Here is a 23,921-nt window from a genome sequence, read left to right on the forward strand (position 1 = left end):
CACGGCTGCTCTCGAGGCCGGTCCCCGCCGGGCCACGCTGGCCGAACCCGTCGCCAGCGGATCGGCTCCAGTCTCGAATCACTCCGCGAGTTCGTCGGGACAGTAACTTGCGTCCCGGCAGCCCGCTTCTCACTATCTCCCTTCCTTCGAACTCTCGAACTGCCCAGCGTTTCCATGAAGACCGACGATCTCCGCGAAGCCTACCTCTCCTTCTTCGAGTCGAAAGGCTGCGTCCGCCGTCCCAGCGACGTCCTGGTCCCGCACGGGGACCCGACCGTCCTGTTCACCCCCGCGGGGATGAACCAGTTCAAGAACCAGTTCCTCGGCGTCGGTCCGATCGAGTTCACCAAGGCAACGACCTGCCAGAAGTGCATCCGGACCGGCGACATCGGGAACGTGGGGGTGACCGCCTATCACCACACGTTCTTCGAGATGCTGGGCAACTTCTCGTTCGGAGACTACTTCAAGCGGGAAGCGATCCACTGGGCGTGGGAGTTCCTGACCGGCAAGAAGTGGCTGGGGCTCGATCCCACGCGGCTGACGGTTACCGTCTATCTCGACGACGATGAAGCGTCGAACATCTGGAACAAGGAGATCGGCGTCCCGGTCGAGCGGATCTCCCGCTGCGACGAATACGAGAACTTCTGGCCCGCCGGCGCACCGACGGACGGTCCGGACGGCGTCTGCGGCCCCTGCAGCGAGATCTACTATCACACCCCCGGCGCTCCGAAGCCGGTCGAGATCTGGAACCTCGTCTTCACGCAGTTCAACCGCGTTGGCGCTCCGCCGAACAACCTCAAGCCGCTCCCCAAGAACAACATCGACACCGGGATGGGCCTGGAGCGGACGGCGTCCGTCCTCCAGGGAGTGATCACGAACTTCGAGATCGACACCCTCAAGCCGATCGTCCTCGCCGCGGCCGAGACCGTCGGCCAGAAGTACGAGCTGGAAGGACCGAGCGGCCGACCGCTGCGGCGGATCGCGGACCACGTCCGCGCCTGCACGATGTGCATCCACGAAGGGGTTCAGCCGGGGCCGTCGAAGCAGGGCTACATTGTCCGTCAGCTCCTCCGCCGCGCGCTGCTGGAAGGCTACCTCCTGGGGAAGAAGGACCCGTTCCTGTCCCAGGTCGTGCCAATGGTCGTCGAGATGATGAAGCGTCCCTACCCGGACCTCGTCGCCTCGCAGGAAATCGTCCAGAACGTCATCCGCGAAGAAGAAAAGCAGTTCCTCGGCGTCATCGACCGGGCCCTCCCCAAGTACGAGCGGCTCGCTCAGAAGGCGGGGAAGGGGGGAACGATCAGCGGCAAGGAAGCCCACGACCTGCACTCACAGGAGGGGTTTCTCATCGAGCTCATCGAGGCGATGGCCGCCCGCGACGAGGTCAAGGTTGACCGCAAGGGGTTTGAAGCCTGCGTCCGCGACCATGAGATCCGCAGCGGCTCGGGCGCCTTCGCCGATTCGGTCATGGCCGAGGGGCCGATCGACGCCATCCGCAAGGCGATCGGCAAGAGTGAGTTCCTCGGTTACAGCGACGAGACCGGCACCGGCAAGGTGGCGGGGATCATCGCCGAGGGGAAACTCGTCAACGACTTCGCCGAGATCGACAGCGCCGCTCCGATCGGGGTCGTGCTCGATCGCACACCGTTCTACGGCGAGATCGGCGGCCAGGTCGGTGACACCGGGAAGCTGGAAGCAAAGAGCTTCGTTCTCGACGTGACCGACACGCAGCGGGACGGGGATCTGGTGGTCCACATCGGCCGGCTCAAGAGCGGCAAGATCACCGTCGGCGACGAAGCGAGCGCCGTGATCGATGCCGAACGCCGCGCCGGGATCCGCCGGGCCCACTCGGCCACGCACATCCTCCACCACGCCCTCCAGACCGTCCTGGGCCCGAACGCCATGCAGCGAGGGTCCAAGGTCGAGGACGACGTGCTGCGGTTCGACTTCGCCCACAAGCAGGCGATGACCCCGGCGGAAGTGATCGCCGTTGAACGCGAGATCAACGCCCGCATTGCCGACGGCGCGACGGTGAAGACCGACGTCGTTGACATCAAGACGGCCCGTGAGCGGGGAGCGAAGGCGCTCTTCGGCGAGAAGTATCCGGACCTGGTCCGGATGGTCTCGATGGGGGACTTCAGCCTGGAACTGTGCGGCGGAACGCACCTGTCCAACACCGGACAGGTCGGCCTGACCCGCGTCATCTCCGAGGAGCCGGTCGCGGCGGGTGTCCGCCGGATCGTGGCCTACACGGGGGAGAAGGCGATCGAGAGCGTCCGCGATCAGGACAACCTCATCAAGCAGCTCCAGCAGCAGTTGCGGGCCGGCCTGCCGTCCGAGCTTCCGGCCAAGGTGACCCAGCTCCAGGACGAGCTTCGCGAAGTGAAGCAGGAGCTCTCCGAGTACACGAAGCAGTCGGTGGGGATCGAGTCGCAGAAGCTGCTCGCCGCCGCCGAGATCGTCAACGGCGTGAAGGTCATCTGCCGCAAGCTCGAGAAGATCACCCGCGACCAGCTCCGGGCGTATGTCGACGAGCTCCGGGGCAAGGGGGGCTCGGTCGCCCTGCTGCTCGCCGCGGTGATCGACGACAAGGTCGCCCTGATCGCCGCGGTGACGAAGGACGTCCAGGCCAAGGTCAAGGCGTCCGACTCGATCCGCGAAGCGGCCAAGGTGGTCGGTGGCGGCGGCGGCGGACGTCCGGACCTCGCGGAAGCGGGGGGCAAGGACCCGACCAAGATCGACGCCGCCCTCGAAGCTGCCCTCGCGACGTACCGCAAGGCCCTGGCGGAGTGAGGTGCTGGGGGTCAGGTATTCTGGTGACAGGGGGCGGCCCAGCGAATGGCAGTCGCCCCCTGTTCCTTCCTCCCGATCCCCGGGACTCGACACTTCCGTCCGACTGAGACTTGATCCCTGTCACCTGATACTTCTCCCGCCCCATGGACGCGATCCAGCAACTGACGCAGTACGAAGCGGACGCCACGGCGGCCATTGAAGCGGCCGCGGACGCGCCTGCCCTGGAACAGGTCCGGATCGAGTTCCTGGGGAAGAAGCAGGGGCGGCTCAAGGACCTGCAGGCGCTGCTCGGGCAGGTGCCGGTTGATCAGAAGCCGGTGCTCGGGAAGCGGTTCAACGAGGTCAAGGACAAGGTGACGTCGCTGCTCGAGACGCGGAAGGCGGCCGTCGAGCGTCCGGCCGCTGCGGTCGACGGGGTGGATGTCACGCTTCCGGGGACGCCGTTCCGGTACGGCCACCGGCATCCGATCTCGCAGACGATCGACGAGTTCAAGGCGATCATGTCCCGTCTGGGGTTCGATCCGGTCGATGGGCCGGAGATCGAGGATGAGCGGCACAATTTTGATGCGCTGAACATTCCGCAGGACCATCCGGCCCGCGATCCGCTGGACAACTTCTATCTGTCGGCGGCGAAGACGGCGACGGGGAGTCCGCTCTTGCTGCGGAGCCAGACTTCGACGGTTCAGATCCGGGTGATGGAGAAGACGCAGCCGCCGATCCGGATCGTGTCGCTGGGGCGGGTGTACCGGCCGGACGATATGGATGATACGCATTCGTGCATGTTTCATCAGATGGAAGGTCTGATGATCGATACGAATGTGACGATGGCGGACCTCAAGACGGTGCTGCGGCTGTTTGCAACGGCGTATCTGGGTGAGGACGTCGTGATCCGGTTCCGTCCGTCGTTCTTCCCGTTTACCGAGCCGTCGGTGGAAGTGGACATGCGATGGGGGGATCGTTGGCTGGAGATTGGCGGGGCGGGGATGGTGGATCCGAACGTGTTGGAGACGGTCGGTTATGATCCGGAGAAGGTGAGCGGGTTTGCGTTTGGGTTGGGGGTGGAGCGGTTCGCGATGCGTCGGTTCGGCGTGCGGGATATCCGCCTCTTTTATGAGAACGACGTCCGTTTCCTACGGCAGTTCTAAGCCTGGAAAGTCAAAGCACGGGGTCCAGGGGCACCCTGGTGGGGAGTGCAGAGGGGCCTGCGTTGTTTTTCTGGCCCTTTGCCCGCCGGAGGCCTGGTCGTCGAGAGATGTCTGAAGGAGTGAGTGTCCAAGCGCGGACACGGTGCCGAATGCCCCCTCATCAACCCGTGGGGATTGCAAGGCGAGCGGTGCGCGTTGAGGGAGTCCTCATGGCCGGTCCCACAAAACGGCCGCCCGTTGTGTACCACGGTTCCTCATGGAAGCGCCTCCGGCGGCAAGGGGGCGTGGCCCCCTTGACCCAGCCCTTTGAAGGTGCATCCTCCTTCATGGTAAACCGGTGTCATGTCGAGACATGCACAGGATTTCCAGGGAGGAGGCGACCATGGTTGGTCAATCGGTCCTCGACCGCTTCATTCAGCAGGCTCCGCTTTGTGTTATGGCCCGGGCGACGCTGGAGAAAGTCTTCGCCCCGCAGAGATTGGATGCCCTGTTTCAACGGACGGCTGTCCGACAGTACGAACGGGAGCTTCTGTTCTCGACCGTCGTCGATCTCATGAGCCTGGTCGTCTGTCGTGTCACGCCGTCCGTTCATCGGGCCTATCAGCAGAAGAAGGCCCAGATTCCCGTCTCCATCCGGGCTCTCTACGACAAACTGGGGCATATCGAACCGGCCACGTCCCGAGAACTGGTGCGGCAGACCGCCTCTGAGATGGCCGAGCTGATCCGGACGCTGCCGGCGATGGCGGCTCCCCTCCTTCCCGGATACCGGGTCAAGATTCTCGACGGCAACCACCTGGAGGGAACAGAGCATCGGCTCAAGCCGCTGCGAACTCAAGGAGGCGGAGCCTTGCCGGGCCAGTGTGTCGTCCTGCTCGATCCCCAGCTGCGGATGATCCTGGACGTGATTCCTGGTCTGGATGCCTACACCCAGGAGTGTCGTCTCTGCCTGCCTCTGTTGGAGGGGATCGACCCCAAGGATGTGGTGATCGACGATCGGAACTTCTGTACGAGCGAACTCCTGTTCTGTCTGGCCCGACACGCCGCGTTCTTCGTCACCCGGCAGCATCGGGGCCGGCTGCGATGGGAGGTTACCGGGAAAGCCAAATCGCTCGGCCGGGGCGATTCCGGCCGCCTGACGGAAGAGCCTGTCCGCCTGACGGATCCCACAACCGGTGAGGTCCTGCCGGTCCGCAGAATCACCATCGAGTTGGACGAACCAACCCGGGATCACGACTCCACGCTCCACTTGCTGACGAACCTGCCCGCCAGTGAGGTCACCGCAGCACAGGTCGCTGAGCTGTATCGGGAGCGATGGACGATCGAGACAGCCTTCCAGGAACTGACGACACACCTGAGGTGTGAACTCAACACCCTTGGCTATCCGCCTGCGGCCCTCTTCGGCTTCTGCACGGCGGTTGCGTGCTACAACGTCCTGGCGGTCGTGCAGGCCGCTCTGGCTTCTGCTCATGGCCAGGAGTTCGTTGACGAGCAGTTCTCGCACTGGCGGATGTCGGATGAGCTCAGCCGCACCTACGTCGGGATGATGATCGCGATTCCGGCGGATCAATGGGAACAGTATGGAACTCTTCCCACCGAAGCTCTCAGCCGGCAGCTCCACGTCTGGGCCCAGAGCGTCGATGTCATGCGATATCGCAAATCGATTCGTGGTCCCAAGACACGCACCAAACGTCCAGCCGCGAGGGCTCAGCACTTCTCGACCGACAGGCTTCTCAAGCAGCGGAGATCCAACACGGGATAGCCACCTTCAAAGGGCTGCCCCCTTGACCCCAGGCTGCCGTGGCACGTTGGGTTTGAGCTATGGACACCACGCCGGCAAGAACGTGTGTCGAAGACAGGTCGCTCCGGCGATGACGGGCGTACGGGCCACCGACCACCGTTTACCACGTCCACGCCGATTCGGACCGTGTCGTCCGGCAGATTGTGCCGGGCCGGGCCGATAACACTCCTGACAGGGCACGGAAACGGCGGCTTCTCTCCAGTCGCCTTCGCCCTCGATAACCGCCCGACACGCAAGGACCGGCTGCGTCCTCCTCCGTTTTCCGGACGCGGCTTCCGTCAGGCGGCACCCTTGTCGAGACGCCCCCCGTGTTCACTCCCGTCAAAATCGACCTCGTCGACGAACTCCGTCTCCGCCGCTGGGCGCGGATGAACTACCTCCCCGCCGAAGGCCGCAGCGACGCCTGGCACCCCGTCATCCTCGACGAGATGCAGGTCCAGGACCGCGAGAACAAGATCGCCCCGCGAGCCCCCAAGTGGCTCTCCCACGTCCCGCACATTGAATCGCCGGCTCCCATGGCGACCCTCGGGACGGACGAGCTCTACTACACGTGACTGGTCGAGGGACTAGCGACGAGGGTCCAGGGAAGGGCGGTCGCGCCATTCCCTGTCTCTCCAGTCCCTAGACTCTAGACCCTAATCTCCCGAACTCCTGATGCGACACGGGAAGCCCAACGCGTGGCAGCGCGGGCTTCCCGTGCGCTCGTTTGTACAGCACTGAACCGGCCCGTCGGCGCCTCATCAGGGCAGGGGAGGGATGGCGGCGAATCGCTTCACCTACAGACGCTTGACGTTTCGAGCGCGGAACGTCATAAAACTCGATTCTTTCCCCTCCGGCCCAGTGCCGGGCGGGATTGGTGTTCAGTGATTTCGTTCCGAATATTGTAAGGATCAGCAGGCATGGGCCGTTACACAGGTCCCAAAGCACGCGTCAATCGCCGCCTTGGTTTTCAGGCCTTTGAAAACGCCGGGGCGATCCGCGCGCTTGAGCGGAAGCCCTATCCGCCGGGCATGGCCCAGAAGAAGAAGAAGCAGTCGAACTACGGTCTCGCTCTGACGGAAAAGCAGAAGATCAAGTTCTACTACGGGATCCGTGAAGCCCAGCTCCGCCGATACTTCGATATCGCCAAGCGGTTCAAGGGGAACACCGGGGAACACCTCCTCATTCAGTGCGAGCGGCGGCTCGATAACGTCGTCCGTCGCGCCGGTTTCTGCGGCACCCGCCCGCAGGCCCGCCAGGGCGTCGCCCACGGCCACTTCCAGGTCAACGGCCGCACGGTCACGATTCCCTCCTTCCAGGTGAAGGCCGGGGACGTCATCACCGTCAAGAACCGTCCGAACCTCAAGAGCCGCTATGCGGAACTCGCCGCCTCGGTCGCTTCGAGCGACGTGAGCTGGATCCAGATGGATCGGGAAGCCCTCCGGGCGGTCGTGACGACTCTGCCAACCCAGCAGGACGTGAGCATTCCGGTCGAAGTGGGGCAGGTTGTGGCGTTCATGGCCCGCTAAGCGAAACGCCTCACAACCGCCGGAAGTCCGGCAGCCAATACAATCCACCCGGGCCGACCGGGTGGATTTTTCTTTTTCGCGATTCCCGTTTTCCGCTCTGAGGGCCGGGTCGAGGATATTCAGGATTCGACCCCGGCGCCGCGTTCTCCTCTGTCTGCTGACGTTTCCAGGATCTGTGTCATGGCGAAGCCTCCGTATCCGTACCCCGGTGCCCTCATCTTCGGCGTTCCCGGCGCGGGGAAGGGGACGCAGGGGGAGATCCTGACCAAGATCCCGGGGTTCTTTCACCTTTCGACCGGGGTGATCTTCCGCAAGCTCGATGCGAAGTCGGAAGAGGGCCGGATCGTCCGTGAGTACAGCGCCCGGGGGGAGCTCGCGCCGGACGACATGACGATCAAGATCTTCCTGAACTGGCTGGAGTCGCAGCGGCTGGCGGAGCGGTTCAAGCCCCGGGAGCAACTCCTGTTGCTGGACGGTATCCCGCGGAACCGCAACCAGTGCGAGATCCTGAAGAAGTATGTCGACGTCAAGGTGGTGGTCCACCTGATGTGTCATGACGAGGAGGCGATGATCGACCGCATTCGGCGCCGGGCCGTTCTGGAGAACCGTCCGGACGATGCCAGCGAGTCGGTGATTCGCCGCCGGTTCCAGGTCTATGAGGCCGAGACCCGTCCGGTGTTGAACTTCTATCCGGAAGACATCATCAAGAATGTCGAGTCAACCGGGATCCATGCCGAGGTTCTTCAGGAGTGCCTGAAGCATCTGGCGCCGGTGCTCCGTGAAAATTTTCCGCGTAAGGATCTGTAGGCTCCAACCGCGTCCTTGCCGGCGCAGCGTCCATAGCTCAAACCCAACGTGCCACGGCAGGCTGGGGTCAAGGGGGCCACGCCCCCTTGCCGCCGGAGGCACTTCTATGAGGAACCGTGGTACGCAACGGATGTACGCTTTGTTGAGCCCGCTATGAGGACTCCCTCAAATCACACCGCTGGCTTTGCAATCCCCGCGGGTTGGTGAGGGGGCATACGGCACGGTGTCCGCGCTTGGACACGTGCACCTTCCGGTGTTGTCCGACGAGACGGCCTCCGGCGGGCAAAGGGGCGTTGCCCCTCTGCACTCCCCACCAGGGGTGCCCCCCTGGACCCGGTGGGGCATTCGCACCTGAGCGCACCTACGACACCCGTCGGCCCGGCGCAATGCCTGCGCAAAGAGGACGAGAACAACAGGCGACTCTACCTTCCGCCTTCAGCCTCTCCCCACCAGGCTCAGATGTCCAAAAAGCTCGACGACACCTGATCCCAGCAATGCACCGCGTCGTCCTTCGTCGCCGCAAACCGAATATTGCCGTCCTGCGAGATCACGACCGCCAGCGCACTCGGAAACTTCTGACAGAACCGGAACGCCGACCGGTGACGGGTCCCCACACCATCCGTCCGCGCCGGACGGGAATTCGCCCCCTCCGGATCCTCGCAGATCCGGATCGTCTCCACTTCCGGAAGCGACCCCGAAATCTCCGCCCCGAAGCCCAGGATCTCAAACCGCTTCGTCATCAACACCGCCCCATCCACGCCCGCCAGACTGGCGACCATGTGGGCCACTTCAAAAATCGCTTCATCCAGCTGAGCCACCAGCGGATCGTTCGTATGCAGGAACTGCTCCCAGATCTCCTGCTCCGTCGCCCCGGTCGTGATCGCCTGCAGCCGATGCACGATCCGGAACAACAGCGTCCGGAATCGCCGCCGCGGCTCCTCATCGAGAAACCGATACTTGACCTGCAGGAACGTGTTCGCGGCCAGCAGCTGCCGACCGATCTCGAGCTCCACAAACAGCAGCGTCCCGCCATGCCGCTGAGCTCGGACCAGGCTCACAATTCGGCGAAGAACGTGCTTGGCGAGCAGGGCCGTCAGCCGCTCAATGATCGTGGCGTCGGCGTTCTGCGGCAGCCCGTACTGCGAGACATACTCCTGGCGAAGCTGCCGCCTCGCTTCGGAGAAGACGGCGGGAAGCCAGGCCGAGTCGAAGACGTCGAGGTCCGGGCGGAACAGGTGGCCGTGGTTCAGCAGGGCCAGTGTCGTGTTCCCCTGGCAGACGGTCATCTGCCCGGGGCCCTTGACGCACACGACCAGCGCCGGTGGCATCGCAGCGGGGAGCAGCCGTCCGCCGTGCGCCGCCTGAAGCCACCGCGGCCCGGACTGGACCAGGCCCCAGATTGAGAGCTGGCCGCGGTTCCAGTGGACGCCGAGCAGGGACCGGTGAAAGTCGGCCGCGGGCGCAAGCCGCCGCAGCTCGTGCTCGTCAAAGTTGCGGGCCGGAGAGAACATCAGCCGCAGGAGCCCCGTCGGGGGGCTGTCTTCGGCGGAGAGCATGTGCGGCGGGCAGGCCAGCAGCCGGAAGACGAGACGCCGCTGCTCTTCGAAGAGCAGGCTGGTCTGGTAACACGTCGAGAGAATCTGCTCGAGCGTGTCAGCCGACGGCAGGAGATCCCACCCCGCCGCCGAGTCCCATTGCTCGGCGACGAACGTCGCCAGATCACGAGGATAGAAATACGGCATCGCGCAATCGTCCGTGACAGGGAGCAGGGGAGGATTCAGGCCCAGGATTGCGGATCCAGGGGGAGGCGTGTGCTCTCTCCTGGATCCCGTCACCTGAGCCCTGTTTCCTTGGGCCTCTCCTCATGACGCCTTGGCCGCTTCCGGGCGGGTGCAACGGCCGATCTCACGGACCGCCTGCCGCAGCCGCTGCGAGTTCTCGACGATCGCCAGCCGGAGGTAGCCTTCTCCCTCTTCTCCGAAGCCGCGGCCGGGGCTGACCGCCACGCCCCCTTCTTCAAGGAGCTTCATCGCGAAGTCGATCGAGCCCATCTTGGCGAACGGCTCGGGGATCTTCGCCCAGACGAACATCCCGGCCTTCGGGCGGTCGATTTCCCAGCCGAGACGCTCCAGGCCGTCGCACAGGACGTCGCGGCGCTTCTCGTATTCCTGAGCCAGGGCGTCGACCGAGGCGTCGGTGTGCCGCATGGCCACGATCGCCGCGATCTGGATCGCCTGGAAGATGCCGTAGTCGTAGTACCCCTTGATGGTCGCGAGAGCCCGGACCATCTCCTTGTTGCCGCAGCAGAACCCGACCCGCCAGCCTGCCATGCTGTAGCTCTTGCTCATCGTCGTGAACTCGACCCCGACGTCGAGGGCCCCCGGGACCGAGAGGAAGCTCGGGGCCAGGTAGCCGTCATAACAGATGTCGGCGTAGGCGAAGTCGCTCAGGACGAGGAACCCGTACTTCTTGGCGAGCTTCACGAGCTCCACCCAGAAGTCCTTCTCGATGCAGGTGGAGGAAGGATTGTGCGGGAAGTTGGCGATGACCAGCTTCGGCTTCGGGTACAGGTGCTCGCAGGTGTAGGCGATGTTCTGGAGGAACACGTCCGGCTTGCGGACGTCGAGGTGGATCGCGTTCCCGCTCGCCAGGATCACCGCGTAGGTGTGGATCGGGAAGGTCGGAGAGGGGACGATCGCCGTGTCGCCCGGGCCCATGAGGGCCAGGCACATATGGCTGAAGCCCTCCTTCGAGCCGATCGTCGCGATGATCTCGTCGTCCGGGTTGAGCTGGACGCCGTACCGCTTCCAGTACCGCTTGGCGACTTCGACGCGGAGGTTCTTGATCCCGTTGGCGACGGAGTAGCGGTGGTTCTTGGGGTCGGCGAGGGCTTCGGCGAGCTTGTCCTGGACCATCTGGTCCGGCGGATCGGTCGGGTTCCCCATGCCGAGGTCGATGACGTCGATTCCTGCGACGCGCTTCTGGTACTTGACCTTGTTGATCTTGGCGAAGAGGTACGGGGGAAGCCGCTTCATCCGCTCGGCGACGGGAATGCCGAACGGGTTGTCGGCGACGGGGATCTCGTTTTCGTTGCGCATCGGAGTACCTGGTGCCGGCAAGCGATGTCGGGGGCCGGCTTCGACGGGGAACGACAGCGCCTCCTGTGGCGCGGTTCGGCTCTCCCGGTTCGATTGTATGAGTGCCCCGGCGATTCCGCGAGAGCGGGTTTCAGGTCGGGCAGGCATGTCGATCAGGCGCAGGTCGGTCCGGCTGTGGGAGAGCGCAGAAGGGGCGACGCGATCCCGGACGAGAGGGGTTGGGGCGGTCGCCAACCTGACAAGGGGGCTGACTTTTGGGGTGCGTCAGCCGGCCCGGGAGACCGCGTCGGCCGCGGGGGAAGGACGCTGCCCGATCGCACTGTTTCGAATCGTCGTAAGGTCTGAAATTTCAATGACAAAGAGCGGCTTCGCTTCGTTGTGAAGACGGTGCGAAACGAATACAATTTCAGTCCGCGAAGAGGGGGCAGGCCGAGCGAAAGCACTTCGGCGCAAACTGCTTCTGTGAATGGAGTTGTAGTGGCGGTCGGCGATCCGTGCGGAGACGTCGCCCGCGGTGAGGAGTCGATCCTTGGCAGATCAGGACGAGAACCTGTCCGGTGAGGCGTTTCAGCCCGGACAGAACGGCGCCGGAAACGGTGGGAGCGACCAGGGCATCGAGCGGATGGACATCCGCCAGGAGATGCAGCAGAGCTACCTGACATACGCCATGAGCGTCATTGTCAGCCGCGCTCTCCCGGACGCCCGCGACGGCCTCAAGCCGGCCCAGCGCCGCATCCTCGTCGCCATGAACGACCTGAATCTCGGCCCGAGCGGGGGCCGGATCAAGTGCGCCAAAATCTCCGGCGACACCTCGGGGAACTACCACCCCCACGGTGAAGCGGTCATCTACCCGACCCTCGTCCGCATGGCCCAGGACTGGGTGATGCGGGCCACCCTGGTCGACAAGCAGGGGAACTTCGGTTCAATCGCCGGTCTCGGCCCCGCGGCGATGCGGTATACCGAGGCCCGCCTCTCGCAGGCCGCCGCCGAGATGCTCGACGACCTCGGCCGGGACACGGTCGACTTCATCCCGACCTACGACCAGCGGGGGACCGAGCCGGTCGTTCTGCCGTCGCGGTTCCCGAACCTCCTCGTCAACGGGTCGACCGGGATCGCGGTCGGGATGGCGACCAGCATCCCGCCGCACAACCTCGCCGAAGTGGCGAGCGCGGTGCAGGTCCTGATCGACAACCCCGAGGCGACCTTCGACGACATCATGGAGGTCCTCCCCGGTCCGGACTTCCCGACCGGCGGCGTCATCTGCGGCCGCTACGGCGTCCGGCAGGGCTACCTGACCGGCCGGAGCACGCTGACGGTCCGGGCCAAGGTCGACTTCGAGACCGAGAAGAACACCGAAGTCATCGTGGTGAAGGAGATTCCGTACCTCGAGACCCGCGACCGGATCAAGGAGAAGCTCGAGGAGCTGATCAAGGAAGACAAGATCAAGGGGATCTCGAAGGTCGTCGACTACACCGACCGCAAGACCCCGACGTGGCAGGTCCGCCTGCACATCTACCTGAAGCGGGACGCCGACCGCGAAGTCGTCCTCAACCTGCTCTACAAGTATTCGCCGCTGCAGACCACGGTCAGCGTGATCCTGCTGGCCCTCGTTGGCAACCGGCCGCAGACGCTCAACATCCGGGACCTGCTCCAGGAGTTCATCCGGCACCGCGTTACGGTCATCCGCCGGCGGACCGAGTTCCTCCTCTCCGAAGCCCGCCGCCGCAAGCACACGGTGGAGGGGATGTTGATCGCCCAGATCGACATCGACCAGATCATCGACACGATCCGCCGCTCCCCCAGCCGGTCCGAGGCCAAGGTCCGCCTGCAGGCGATCAAGATGCCCGCCGAACTCGTCCAGAGGGCCCTCGGCGACGAAGGGTTCCGCCTGTTCCAGGAAGAGCAGGGGACCGCCGAGACCTATTCGCTCTCCATCAACCAGACGGAAGCGATCGTCAGCATGCAACTCGGTTCGCTGGCGAACCTTGAGCGGGAGAACCTGCAGGGAGAGCATCGCAAGCTCCTCGAAAACATCATCGAGTACCTGCGGCTCCTCTCCAGCGAGGCCAACATCCTTGTGGAAGTCCGCAAGGAGATGGACAACCTCAAGGAGAATTTCGCCGACAAGCGGCGGACCGAGATCTCCGAAGACGAACTGACCGACGTCAACAAGGACGACCTGATCCCCGAAGAGCCGATGGTGGTCACGCTCTCGCAGCGGGGCTACGTCAAGCGGACGCAGCTCAGCGTCTATCAGGCGCAGAATCGCGGCGGGAAGGGGATCGCCGGTGCCAAGGCGGACGAGGAAGATCCGACCGAGCACATGTTCGTCTCCAGCACGCACGCGTGGCTGCTCTTCCTGACGAACACCGGACGCGTCTTCAAGCAGAAGGTCTACGACCTGCCGCTTCAGGGGCGGACGGCGAAGGGGCGAGCCCTCGTCAACCTGCTCACGCTGGGCGAGGGAGAGACCGTCCAGGACTGCATCGACGTCCGCGCCTTCACGGAGGACGAGTACCTCCTGATGGTGACGAAGGACGGGACCATCAAGAAGACCTCCCTCGACAAGTTCGCCAACATCCGCGCCGGTGGAATCGTGGCGATCAAACTTGAAGAAGGGGACGCTCTGATCGACGTCGTGAAAGTCCAGCCGGGGCAGGACATCGTCCTCAGCACGGCGGGCGGGATGGCGATCCGCTTCTGCGAGACTGACGCCCGGGCGATGGGCCGCGACACGATGGGGGTCCGCGGGATCAAGCTCGGCAAGGGGGACACGGTCGTCGGCCTCACCGTCGCCGAAGAGGATGCGACGCTCCTGACGATCTGCGAGAACGGCTACGGCAAGCGGACCCCGTTCGGCGTCGTCTCGCCCGATGAGGCGGAAGGGGAGAGCGACGAAGCCGCGGCCACTGCGGCCGAGGAACCGGCGTCCGATGAAGAGGCTGGCGAAGAGGGCTCGGGCGAGTCGAGCGGTATGCGGTATCGCCGGCAGCGCCGGGGCGGCAAGGGGCTGCGGGACATCAAGGCGACGACCCGTAACGGCCCGGTCATGGGGACGCTGGCGGTCCATGACGGCGACGATGTCCTGATGGTCTCCCAGTACGGGATGATGCAGCGGATCCGGGCGAAGGACATCAGCGTCATCGGCCGCAACACCCAGGGTGTGCGGATCATGAAACTGGATAAGGACGACAAGCTCGTCAGCATTGCCCGGATCCCGGCGGAAGTCGCCGACGAGACGACGTCTCCGTCCCCCGCCGCTCCGCCGGTGGGTGATGCGGGAGAGCCGTCGTCCGAGGCGTGATCTGTGGCGGACAGACTCCCCCCGCGTTCTTGCCGGCGCAGCTCTGCTTGCTCAAACCCAACCTGCCACGGCAGCCGGGGTCAAGGGGGTCTCACCCCCTTGCCGCCGGAGGCACTTCCATGAGGAACCGTAGTAAGCAACGGACGTCCCCTTTGTGGGACCGGCGTTGAGGACTCCCTCCAATCACACCGCTGGCTTTGCAATCCTCGCGGGTTGGTGAGGGGGCATACGACACGGTGTCCGCGCTTGGACACGTGCTCCTTCAGACATCTCTCGACGAGAGGGCCTCCGGCGGGCAAAGGGGCGTTGCCCCTCTGCACTCCCCACCAGGGTGCCCCTGGACCCGGCCTTTGGGGGCGGCGCAAGACGACCGCGCGGTGTTCAGTCGTCCGCGGACTTCGAGAGCCGGTCGGCCAGATAGATCGGCTCCGGCACCCGGTGCTGGCGGAAGCTGCCGAGCACAAGCCGCGTCGCCTCCTCAACCCGGATCAGGTTCCCCGGCGAAACGTAAACCGGCTTCGCCGTCCCGCTCCCCGGCAGGATCGCCGCTCCCAGAAGCTCGTCCCCCTCCAGGATCGGCACAGGGACCAGCGGCGCGAGCGGCCCGGCAAGTCGGCCCGTCAGGTGGGACTTGGTCACTCCGACCGTCGGCACCCGGGCGAACATCCCGAAGGTCGCCGCAATCCCCGCCCGCCGGGGATGCAGGATCCCCGTTCCGTCAACGAACACCACGTCGGGAACACGCCCCGCCGCCACGACCTCCCGCCAGATCGCCTCATGGGCGGGAAGTTCCCGGAACGTCAGGTACGTCGTGATATAAGGAAATTGGACCGGTACGCTGAGCGCCAGCGACCACAGCGGCTCCATCGTCGCCGCGTCCATCAGCACATAAGCGGCCCGAGCGAATCCCGGAACCGGATAGGCGACGTCGAGCGCTCCGATCGTCCCCGGCTCACCCGGCAGCGGCCGCGCGAGATCAAGCCGCGGGAACACGCTCCCCTGAAACGCCTGAAGCTCCCGCAGCGGAGCAGGCCCCTCGAACTCGCTCTGCAGGCATTCGGGCGGAACCGTCTCGTCCAGGACCGGAACGCCATCCCGCAAGAGCCGCCGCACCTTCTCCGGTGTCCCTCCCTCGCCGTAAAGGCCGAGGTCCCCCCCCGCCCGGACGACGCAGTGGCATCGGCATTCCGGCGTGTGAGCGTGGGTCAGGAGGCACTCGGCCACCCACCGCGCCGCGATCGGGTCTCCCAGGCTGCGGGCGAGGGCCCCGTAGGTGGTCGCGCGGCCCGCGTGAATCTGGTCGAGACGCTCCGCCAGGTCGCGCTCCAGATCCGGGAGGGCGAGCCAGGGGGACTCTCCCGAGTGCTCGGCCATCACTCGGCGGTCCGCGGCAAGGCGGTCGAAACGATCCACACCGCGACCGCCAGCCAGATCGCGATGCCGATGACCCGCTCATCCCCCGGCAGCAGGAGGTAGCAGGCGGCCCCGATCGCGGCCAGCACATACGGGGCGGCCGCCAGGAGACCCCGGCGGACATCCATCCGGCGGGCCGCCACGACCAGCAGCGCCGCCAGGCCGAGCCAGACGAGCGTCCAGGCGCTTCCGGCCAAGAGGTCCCACGCCCGCCGCGGACGGGCCGCGATCGCGAGCTTGGGGCTCCCCCCGATCTTGGAGAAGTGAAGCGTCTGTCCCGCCGTCGGCAGGTCAAACTTGAGCGACAGGCCGCCCGCCTCCGTCCAGGTCCCGGCCGTCTCCTGCTGGATCTGGTCCATCAGCGGGCTGAGGTCGGATGCGAAGCCTCCGCCCCCCATGCCGCGGGAGAGCGTCGACAGTTTGCTCGCGTCCAGTTTGCTCCCGGCCTGGGACTCCCACCGGTTCTGCCGCGAGAAGTTGTCGAGCTCGATCCCGCCGCCGGCGGAGATCGGCCGGCTTCGGCCTCCCGCCATTCCGGCGGCGTCCCCCCACTGCGGCTTGCGGTCCTGCGACTGCTCAAAGGAAACGCCAGGGGGCTGCGCGTTTCCGCCGGAGCCCGGCTGCTGGCCCACCGCCTGTCCCTTCTGATACGACAGGTCGATCTGCGACTGGTTGGCAATCTGGCTGCGGAGTTTCCCGCGGGAGGACTCGGCGTCCCCCTTCTTGGCGGCGGCCTTCTCCTTGCCCGACTCCGTCTGCGGGACGGCGAACCGGAACTTCTGCTCCGTCTCCAGTTCGCGGACCGTTCCGTTCGCGATCCCGCCGAAGTCGTCGTTGGCGGCGTTGAGCCGGACGGTGTTGCTCAGAATGAAGCTCTGCGAGTCCTGCTGCTGGCTCGGCGCCTCCTCGCCCCCCTGCTGAGCCGCCTGCTGCGCCTGCTCGATCACCGCCCGGTTCCCTTCGAAGAACTCCAGGTACCGCTCCCGGCCCTCGCCGCGGAACTGCTGGAACTTGTTCTCAATCTGCTGGAGCGACAGGTCGATCTGCTTGAGGTTGCTCCGCGAGTTGTCGCGCTGGACCGCGCTGACCGTCGAGCTGTTCGAGACCCGCAGCAGGTCGAGGACGTCGGTCAGCTGCCGCTGGGCGTTGAGGAGCTCCGAGCTCACGGCGAACTCCTCCGCCTCCTCGATCGCGACGTTCGTCCGCGGCGAGTTCTCGATCGGCGTGACGCGGAAGTCGTCCGGGACGTAGACCGTCCACAGGGTCTGGGCGACCGTCATGCCGAACTCCGCCGAGTCGGTCCGCGAGAGGACGTGCGGGGCGGGGATGTCGAACGACTGCGCCCGCGGGCGGATTGCGTCTTCGAATGGCCCGCCGACGTGTCCGGCAAGGATCAGGACGAGCCGCAGTGAGAGATCGGACACATTGGTCGCCGGCAGGGGCACGAGCTGGGCGTCCGCCCCTCCGACCTGTGTCCGGACGGTCCGGGCCGGACGGCCGTTGACGACCGCCGCCAGGATCCGCGACGCGGGAGGGAGCCGCAGGCCGAGGAACTGCTGGCCGCGGCTGCGGATCGTGTACTCGGCCCGCGTCCGCCAGCTGCCGTCATGGTTGAAGACCGTCACGAGTTCCGTCCCGGTCACCGACGCGAGGTTCGTCTGGACCTCCTCGGCCCGCTGTGACTTCCACTGCGGGACGGGGCCGCCTCCGGCCCCCGCCGCCGGGAGCTCGACGACTTCCATCGCCTGCTCGAGAAGCGTGTCCTCGATCCGGAACGGAAGTTCCGAGCGGGTGACCGACCGGATCTGCTGCGGATTGACGGGAGCGAGCTGCCGGTTCGAAAGGTTGACCAGGACGCCGAAGTGCCGCTGCGTCTCCAGGGGGACCGCCAGGGCGGTCGCGTTGGGGACTTCCATCACGAGCGAGGGGAAGACCACCGTCTCGTCCGCTGCCGGAGGGAGCGTGGCGACCCCCGAGAGCAGGAACTGATCCCGGACCGGCTCGTTGAGGATCACCGTCCACCGGAGGCCCGTCTCGATCCGGCTCGAAGTCACCTGCCGGATCCGGCTGTCGGTGAACTGGAGCCGGTTCTCGAGCGAGAGTGGGGTGATGAACTGGAACGTGTCGGTCGCGGCCCGGCTGATCTTCCAGCGGAGCGTGATCCCGTGGTCGATCGAGGAGTTCGAGACCGCGGTCAGGGTGATTGAGTCCCCCGAGAGCTGCGGGACGCTGCGGGCGATGTCAAACGTCACCGCCGGCGCCTCGGGCTTCGTCGAGCGGAAGGCGAACTGGACCGGGGCGGCGTGGAGCTGCCGCAGTCCCGCGGGAGCCTGCTCGGAGGGGAGCGGGCGCCACGGATCGGGGAGCGTCCGCAGCGAGGCGGAGTAGAGATCGTCGAACCAGACCCCGACGGCGGCGGTCGTGCGGGTCGCGTCGAGCGGGCGGGGGACGCGGATGTCCATGGTCGCCCCTTCGGCCGGCAGCGTCACCTTCCCCTGGAGGGCGAGGCTCACCTTGCCGGTCCGGGGTGTGGCGAACTCGACCGTCAGGATCGGCAGGGCGTCCGCGGCAGCCGGAGCGGTGTACCAGTCCGCCAGCGGCGTCTCCGATTCGACGTCGATGACCAGGAAGTCCTTCGGGAGTTCAAACGAAACGCTCCCCTGGGGCGTCCCGCCGATGTCGAGATGGAACAGGCTGGCGATGAGCTGCTTCCGCAGTCCGATGCGGACGCCGTGCTCGGCAGTCACGGTCGTTTCCCGCGGCCGCCGGAACGGTTCGACGACGATCCGGGCCGGGCGGGCGCTGAACCGGTAGGCGGTCTGCGGCGTCCCTTCCGGACGGGCCAGTTCGGCCGCCGGCTGAAACTTCCCCGCGTCGGTCTGGACGACCCCGGTCGCCTCGCGGACCCGCAGTCCCAGCGAGGAGGTGGTAAAGAGGCCGACCTGTCCGGAGTCGCGGGAGACGTCGCGCGGCGCGACCTCGGGGACGGTGAGAGGTGTGGCGGCGTCCGCGTCGAATGTCCGGAACAGCTCGACCACGATCCGGGTCTGACGGTCGATCGGCTGCCGGAAGAAGACCTTGAGCGTCCGGTCCGCTCCTTCGCCGTTGGTCTCCCATCCGCTGACGTCGTCCCCGCGGAGCTTCTTGAGGCTCATCTCGGCGGGGAGGCTGAAGACAAGGTCGGAGATCGTTCCCTGGCGGACGCTGATGCCGAACGCGTGGCTCGACTGCAGGCCGGCGTCGTCGAACGAGGCGATCGTGGAGCTTTCCACCTGGACGATGGCCGAGTCGATCCCCTTGACCTGCTTCGGCTGCCAGGCGAGGGCGATCTCGCCACCCTGATCGACTGGGGCCTCGACGACCGTCTTGCCGTCGACGGTCCCCTTGCGGAACTGGCCGGAGGAGCCGGTCAGGCGGAATTCGAGATCGGGGGTCGGGAGCTCGAAGGTCAGCCGGGCGGCGGGGACGGGATGGAGCTTCACGGCAATCCGTCCCGCCGGTCCGGTCGTTTCGAGGGCCGTGCGGAACTCGACGTCGAGGACGTGCCGTCCCGGCTTGTCGAGAATCAGGACGGGCCGCGCCCCGTCTACGGCGAGGGGGGCCGGGGCTCCGTCGAGGACCGCCGACTGGATCGCGCCCCCTTCAAACGGGAGGGGGAGCCGGATCTGGTGTTTGCGGAATCCTTCGAGGAGGAACCGCGCCTTGACGAGCGCCGACGGATTGTCGCCGGGAGCGGAGGTGACGACGTACAGCGCCTCGGAGATCGTCGCCTCCAGCGGAGCCGGTTCCGACGATGCTTCGGTCGGCTTGGCCTGCTGGGAGAGCTTGAGGTACGTCTCCTGCGGGAGGAAGACGCGGAACGCCGTCAGCGGGTCCTCGCCGTTGTAGGGAACGACGAGGGCCTGGCGGTCGACGTCGGCGTCTTGCGCGCGAGCTTCGCCTCCGAGAAGGGAGAGCAGGGCAGCTCCCCCGATTGCGAGAGGGAAGACCGTCTTTGCCAGCCGGGTCGGCCGCCAGCCGGCGATCGCGGGGACGGCTCGGACGAGAGCCAGAAGGAGCAACCCGCCGATCCCGCCGGCGCAGGCCCCGTCCAGGAATTCCTGAGCGGTCGCGGGAGCCACGGGAGCCAGGGCGATCGGCAGGACGATGAGCAGGAGCGTCGCCAGGAGCAGCGGCCCGCGCCACCGGCGGAGGAGCCACGTCAGGAAGAGGATCACCGCCGCGACGAACCAGCTCCCGGCGCGGACCTGGTCGCGGCGCTGATAGCGGACGTCGAGGGCGGGAGTCGTCGCCGCGGAGCCGCCGCTGACGCCGTCCTCCCCACGGTGGGAGAACTCGACGCTCGCGGAGTCCGGCGGAATCGTCAGGGAGGCGTTCAGGGAGAGCAGCCCCGCCGCGTTCGCGAAGCCCTTGCCGGACTTTCGCCACCGGACCGTTCCCTCGGCTTCCTCGGGAGTGACGGGGGCCGGCGTGGCGGCGGGGGGACCGGGCGGGGAGGCCTGAGGAGCATCGGACGGCCGCTGGGGCGCCGTCTGGACGATCGAGGGAATGCTCGAGGGAGCCGCGGGGCCGTTGGCGGGTTCTGCGCCGCCCCGGGGGGCGACTACGTTCCGTTTACGGTCGATCATGCTGCGGGACTCGTCCCGGATCTCTGCTTTGAATTCCGACAAGAAGTCCTTGGGAGCGGCCGACTGCGGAACAGGCGACTCCGGCGAGGGAGGGGGAGGGGGCATCGGCTGTCCGCCGGGCACTCCGCCGAACATCGCCCCGTCCGCCGCCGGCTCACTGTACTGCCGCGGCCTCGCCAGCTCTTCCGTCACCGGTTTGGCGGGGATGTCCACGTCCATTTCAAAGTGCGCCTGCGGGAGGGCCTTCGGGCTCGCCGTGGTGGCGAGGCTCGATCGTCGCGCCGCCTCCCGCGACTGCTGGACCGCGGGGAGCAGCATCAGGAAGCACATCCCGAGAACCAGAAGGGATCCAGCCGCGATGCCGACGTACCGCCAGTTCGGCCGAGCGGTCGTCGCCAGGGAGAAGATCCATCGCAGCAGGAAAGCGGCGCCGAAGATGAGGGCCGCGACCGTGAGCATCGACGGGACATTCCGCGGAGCCTGGCGCCGGAGCATCCGCCAGACGCCGTCCAGCCAGCCGAGCGAATGGAGCTCCCCCTGCGGCCGGAACGTCCCGTGGCTCTCCACGAGCGCCAGGTCGCGGGGGTAGTGCAGCGTCCAGGACTGCTGGAGCGCCTCGAGCGGCTGTTCCCGTCCCGCCCCGTCGATCGCCTGAATGACCGGAGGATGGTGGACGATCCGGTTCGAGTCCGGCACGGGATCGGATTCGGTCCGGGCCGAGCGGTAGAGGAGCTTGAGCGTGTGCTGGGCTTCTCCGCCCGCCGGATCGTGCGGCACGACGAAGTCGTTCCCCCGGCGGCGGATCTCAACCGCGTGGCCGTCGATCGTCGCTCCCCACAGCTCGGCTGCCGGCATCGTGATCTTGAGCGACTGGATTCCGACGGCGGAGTACACGACTTCCGCCTGGTGCTGCCACCGGGTGTCCTCCTCCAGGACGCTGGCGAGCCGGGCCTGGTGAACGACCGCCGTCGGAATGGCGGTGCGGCCGAACCGCTGCTCCTGAATTCCGACCTGCCATCCGCCGCGGTCGGCGAAGAAGGCGGAGACGACTCGCTCCTGGGGAGCGTAGAACCCGGCCGGCATGTCGACCGGGTCGATCCCCGGCAGGGGCCGCCCGTTGGCGTCGACCGCCTGAATGGTGAGGAACTGCTCTTCCGCCGCCTCGATCGCGACGTAGCCGCTCTCCCGTTCGGCCGAGAGGACGCTGAGCACCGGCGCGGTCAGAACCCCGGCCGGCTTGGGGGTCCGCAGGTCGACTGTCAGCAGGTGCGGCCCGACGAGGAACCGGTCGAACCGGAGCGACCAGGTGCGGAGGCCGTTGACCGGCTCGCTGCTCGTCTGTTCGATCACCGGCACGACGTCTGTCGGCGCGGCGGCGGTCCCGCTGACGACCTGGAACCGGAGATCGGTCCCGGCCGATTCGGGAAGCGTCAGCGACAGCCTTCGGGCGCCGCCCCCCTGGAGCGTGAGATCCGACTCGATGTGCGAAAAGAGACTCGTTCGTTCGAGCCGCACGTAGGTTCGCGTGCTCGCGGTCAGCCGTGGCGGCTGTCGCTTGAGCGTCAGTTGCCCCGCCGCCCGCCCGTCCTGGTAGGTGAAGCCGTGCCGCAGCCCGGCCGAGAGGGCGGCGAACTTCTGCCGCAGGATCTCGAGGTCGTTGGCCCGGGCCAGGTCGAGTCCGACCACTTCGGCCGGGACGACGTCGAGACCCGCGGCGACTCCGATCCCGTACAGCCCTTCGACGACTCCCGCCTGCGGGAACCGGATCTCGGGGAGGGGGAGCCGCTGTTCCGTCTCCTCTGGGGGCCACGTCTCGGGGATCAACCGGGTCGAGATCTGGACCGTCCGGGTCTGGCCCGGGAGGAGCGGGGCGGGGAGGGGAATCCGGATGAGCTGCGTTCCGGCGTCGCTGGGGAGCATCTGGTGGTCGATCGTCTGTCCGTCGACCTGCGTCGCCAGGATCTGCCACGCCGCGGGGACGGAGACCTGCACTTCAAAGAGCGGCGCGAAGCGGGTCTCGATCGTCCCGACCGCGATCATGTCGATCCCGGTCTCGGTGAAGGTCAGGAGGTTCGTGACCGCCGCCTGGAGCTCGCGGGCCTTGGCTTCGGTCGAGAACGAGAGCTGGAAATCGGGCTTCCAGACCTGAAACGCCAGCCGCTGGTCGGAGGCGGGGCCGGTCTGGGCGAAGGCCTGCTTCGCCAGGTCCTCTTCGCTCATCTGCCGCACCCCGGCGGTCTTCTCGGTCCGGACCCGGACCCCCTGCGGGAACTCGACCCGCACGATGCCGACGTGCGAGGCGACCCCTTCGATTTCCAGCGTCGGGACCTCCCACGGCTTCCCCGGCTCGACCTGGACCACCCCCTGGAAGGTGATGGTCCGATCCCCTTCGATCGGCTGGCGGTAGTTGAGGGTGATCGTGGTCGTCCCGGGGGAATCGGGGGTGTCGGTCAGCTCCCACGCCTCCAGGCCCGTCGAGTCGACGCGGGTGATCTCGAGCTTCTTGGGGACGACGCACGTGAGGCGGTTCAGCGCCCGGCCGAAGACCTGGATCCGCGTGCTGGCGGACCAGGTGACGTCACCCGGCGTGACCCGCAGGCCGAACGCCGTGTTGGCCAGCGTGAGGGCATCCTTCCGATCGGTCGCCTGCCGGCCGGTGAAGGTGAGCTGGATCCGCTCCCGTCCGCCGACGGGGAAGACATACTCGGCTGCCTGGTCCTTCTCCCCGGGACGCTGGAGCTGCTGGCCGTCGACGGTCAGGAACCGCTGCGCGGGGGCGCTGACCGTCATCTCGGCCGAGGCGGCCGGAAGGAGTGAGAAGCCGACCGCCCGGTCGCTTCCGGTCGCCACGAGAGGAGCGGAGGCAACGAGCTTGAGAGGATGAATCCCGGCCTTGTCGAGGAACAGGTGTAGCAGGTCCTTGTTCTCGCCGTCGCGCGAGACCGCCGCCGGGCCGTCGTTGATCTGCACGGACTCGATCGACAGGCCGCCGATCGGCAGCTTCAAGTCGGTCCAGCCGCCGTGGTGCGTCTGGATCCGGGAGGTGACCGTCACGACGAGCTGATCGTCGCGGATCTCCGCGCGGTACCGCGTGTCCGAGAGGACGGCGGTCCGGGGGAGGGAAGCGACCGCCTCGGAGTTGGTCCGGGCCGCTTCGACGAGCTTGCGGAACTCGTCCTGCGGCAGGAAGACCCCCCGGGCATCGCGGGCGATCACGGCGTCGAGACTGTCGACCGGCACGTAGAGCAGCCGGTAGCCGCCGATCTCGCGGGGGAGCGTCGATTCGGCGTCCTGGGCACGGGCCGTCGCTCCGGGCAGGCCGAGGGCCAATCCAAGGAGGAGCAGGAGAAGCGTTTTGGCGGACATGGCATCGAGCCTTCGATGAGCGGTGCAGACGAGACAGGCGGCGGGACGGTTCTCCATCGAA

At 66.6% G+C, this 23,921-nt stretch carries 11 protein-coding genes; 7 read left to right on the forward strand and 4 right to left on the reverse strand.

Features of this window, described 5'->3' with window-relative positions; translation table 11 throughout:
* The first annotated feature begins 174 nt into the window (after positions 1-174).
* The 6 genes from alaS to VT03_RS27050 all read left to right on the forward strand — a co-directional run bounded on the left by alaS (position 175) and on the right by VT03_RS27050 (position 8,051).
* Positions 175-2,793, forward strand: a complete 2,619-nt coding sequence (gene alaS, locus VT03_RS27025; RefSeq protein WP_075095889.1) for an alanine--tRNA ligase — start codon at positions 175-177, stop codon at positions 2,791-2,793.
* Between the two features lie 143 nt (positions 2,794-2,936).
* Entirely contained in the window at positions 2,937-3,938 is a 1,002-nt protein-coding gene (gene pheS / locus VT03_RS27030) for a phenylalanine--tRNA ligase subunit alpha (protein WP_075095890.1), read from the forward strand.
* A gap of 382 nt (positions 3,939-4,320) precedes the next feature.
* Complete coding sequence (locus VT03_RS27035; RefSeq protein WP_075095891.1) at positions 4,321-5,697, forward strand: transposase; 1,377 nt, start codon at positions 4,321-4,323, stop codon at positions 5,695-5,697.
* A gap of 347 nt (positions 5,698-6,044) precedes the next feature.
* Positions 6,045-6,290, forward strand: coding sequence for a hypothetical protein (locus VT03_RS27040; RefSeq protein WP_075095892.1), 246 nt, complete (start codon positions 6,045-6,047; stop codon positions 6,288-6,290).
* Between the two features lie 345 nt (positions 6,291-6,635).
* The gene (gene rpsD / locus VT03_RS27045) at positions 6,636-7,244 is read left to right on the forward strand and encodes a 30S ribosomal protein S4 (RefSeq protein ID WP_075095893.1); all 609 of its coding nucleotides are present in this window, start codon (positions 6,636-6,638) and stop codon (positions 7,242-7,244) included.
* Between the two features lie 180 nt (positions 7,245-7,424).
* The gene (locus VT03_RS27050) at positions 7,425-8,051 is read left to right on the forward strand and encodes an adenylate kinase family protein (RefSeq protein WP_075095894.1); all 627 of its coding nucleotides are present in this window, start codon (positions 7,425-7,427) and stop codon (positions 8,049-8,051) included.
* A gap of 455 nt (positions 8,052-8,506) precedes the next feature.
* Here VT03_RS27050 and VT03_RS27055 read toward each other — a convergent pair whose 3' ends face one another.
* Both VT03_RS27055 and VT03_RS27060 read right to left on the reverse strand, forming a co-directional pair.
* Positions 8,507-9,793, reverse strand: a complete 1,287-nt coding sequence (locus VT03_RS27055) for a putative sensor domain DACNV-containing protein (protein ID WP_075095895.1) — start codon at positions 9,791-9,793, stop codon at positions 8,507-8,509.
* 120 nt (positions 9,794-9,913) lie between these two features.
* Complete coding sequence (locus VT03_RS27060) at positions 9,914-11,149, reverse strand: aminotransferase class I/II-fold pyridoxal phosphate-dependent enzyme (RefSeq protein WP_075095896.1); 1,236 nt, start codon at positions 11,147-11,149, stop codon at positions 9,914-9,916.
* A 529-nt stretch (positions 11,150-11,678) separates the two neighbouring features.
* Between VT03_RS27060 and gyrA the strand changes: the two genes are divergently transcribed.
* Entirely contained in the window at positions 11,679-14,453 is a 2,775-nt protein-coding gene (gyrA, locus tag VT03_RS27065) for a DNA gyrase subunit A (RefSeq protein WP_231870528.1), read from the forward strand.
* Between the two features lie 381 nt (positions 14,454-14,834).
* Here the strand turns inward: gyrA and VT03_RS27070 are convergent, their stop codons facing one another.
* Both VT03_RS27070 and VT03_RS27075 read right to left on the reverse strand, forming a co-directional pair.
* Positions 14,835-15,827: an endonuclease V gene (locus VT03_RS27070; RefSeq protein WP_075095897.1), complete on the reverse strand. Its 993-nt coding sequence runs from the start codon at positions 15,825-15,827 to the stop codon at positions 14,835-14,837.
* On the reverse strand, positions 15,827-23,860 hold the full coding sequence (locus VT03_RS27075; RefSeq protein ID WP_075095898.1) for a hypothetical protein: 8,034 nt from the start codon (positions 23,858-23,860) through the stop codon (positions 15,827-15,829). Before VT03_RS27075 ends, VT03_RS27070 begins: the two co-directional genes overlap by 1 nt.
* Positions 23,861-23,921 lie beyond the last annotated feature (61 nt).

This window comes from Planctomyces sp. SH-PL14, assembly GCF_001610835.1.
Classification (GTDB): domain Bacteria; phylum Planctomycetota; class Planctomycetia; order Planctomycetales; family Planctomycetaceae; genus Planctomyces_A.

Coding starts and splice junctions, on each gene's coding strand:
- alaS (WP_075095889.1), top strand. CDS start 175: ATGAAGACCGACGATCTCCGCGAAGCCTACCTCTCCTTCTTCGAGTCG.
- pheS (WP_075095890.1), top strand. CDS start 2,937: ATGGACGCGATCCAGCAACTGACGCAGTACGAAGCGGACGCCACGGCG.
- VT03_RS27035 (WP_075095891.1), top strand. CDS start 4,321: ATGGTTGGTCAATCGGTCCTCGACCGCTTCATTCAGCAGGCTCCGCTT.
- rpsD (WP_075095893.1), top strand. CDS start 6,636: ATGGGCCGTTACACAGGTCCCAAAGCACGCGTCAATCGCCGCCTTGGT.
- VT03_RS27050 (WP_075095894.1), top strand. CDS start 7,425: ATGGCGAAGCCTCCGTATCCGTACCCCGGTGCCCTCATCTTCGGCGTT.
- VT03_RS27055 (WP_075095895.1), bottom strand. CDS start 9,793: ATGCCGTATTTCTATCCTCGTGATCTGGCGACGTTCGTCGCCGAGCAA.
- VT03_RS27060 (WP_075095896.1), bottom strand. CDS start 11,149: ATGCGCAACGAAAACGAGATCCCCGTCGCCGACAACCCGTTCGGCATT.
- VT03_RS27070 (WP_075095897.1), bottom strand. CDS start 15,827: ATGGCCGAGCACTCGGGAGAGTCCCCCTGGCTCGCCCTCCCGGATCTG.
- VT03_RS27075 (WP_075095898.1), bottom strand. CDS start 23,860: ATGTCCGCCAAAACGCTTCTCCTGCTCCTCCTTGGATTGGCCCTCGGC.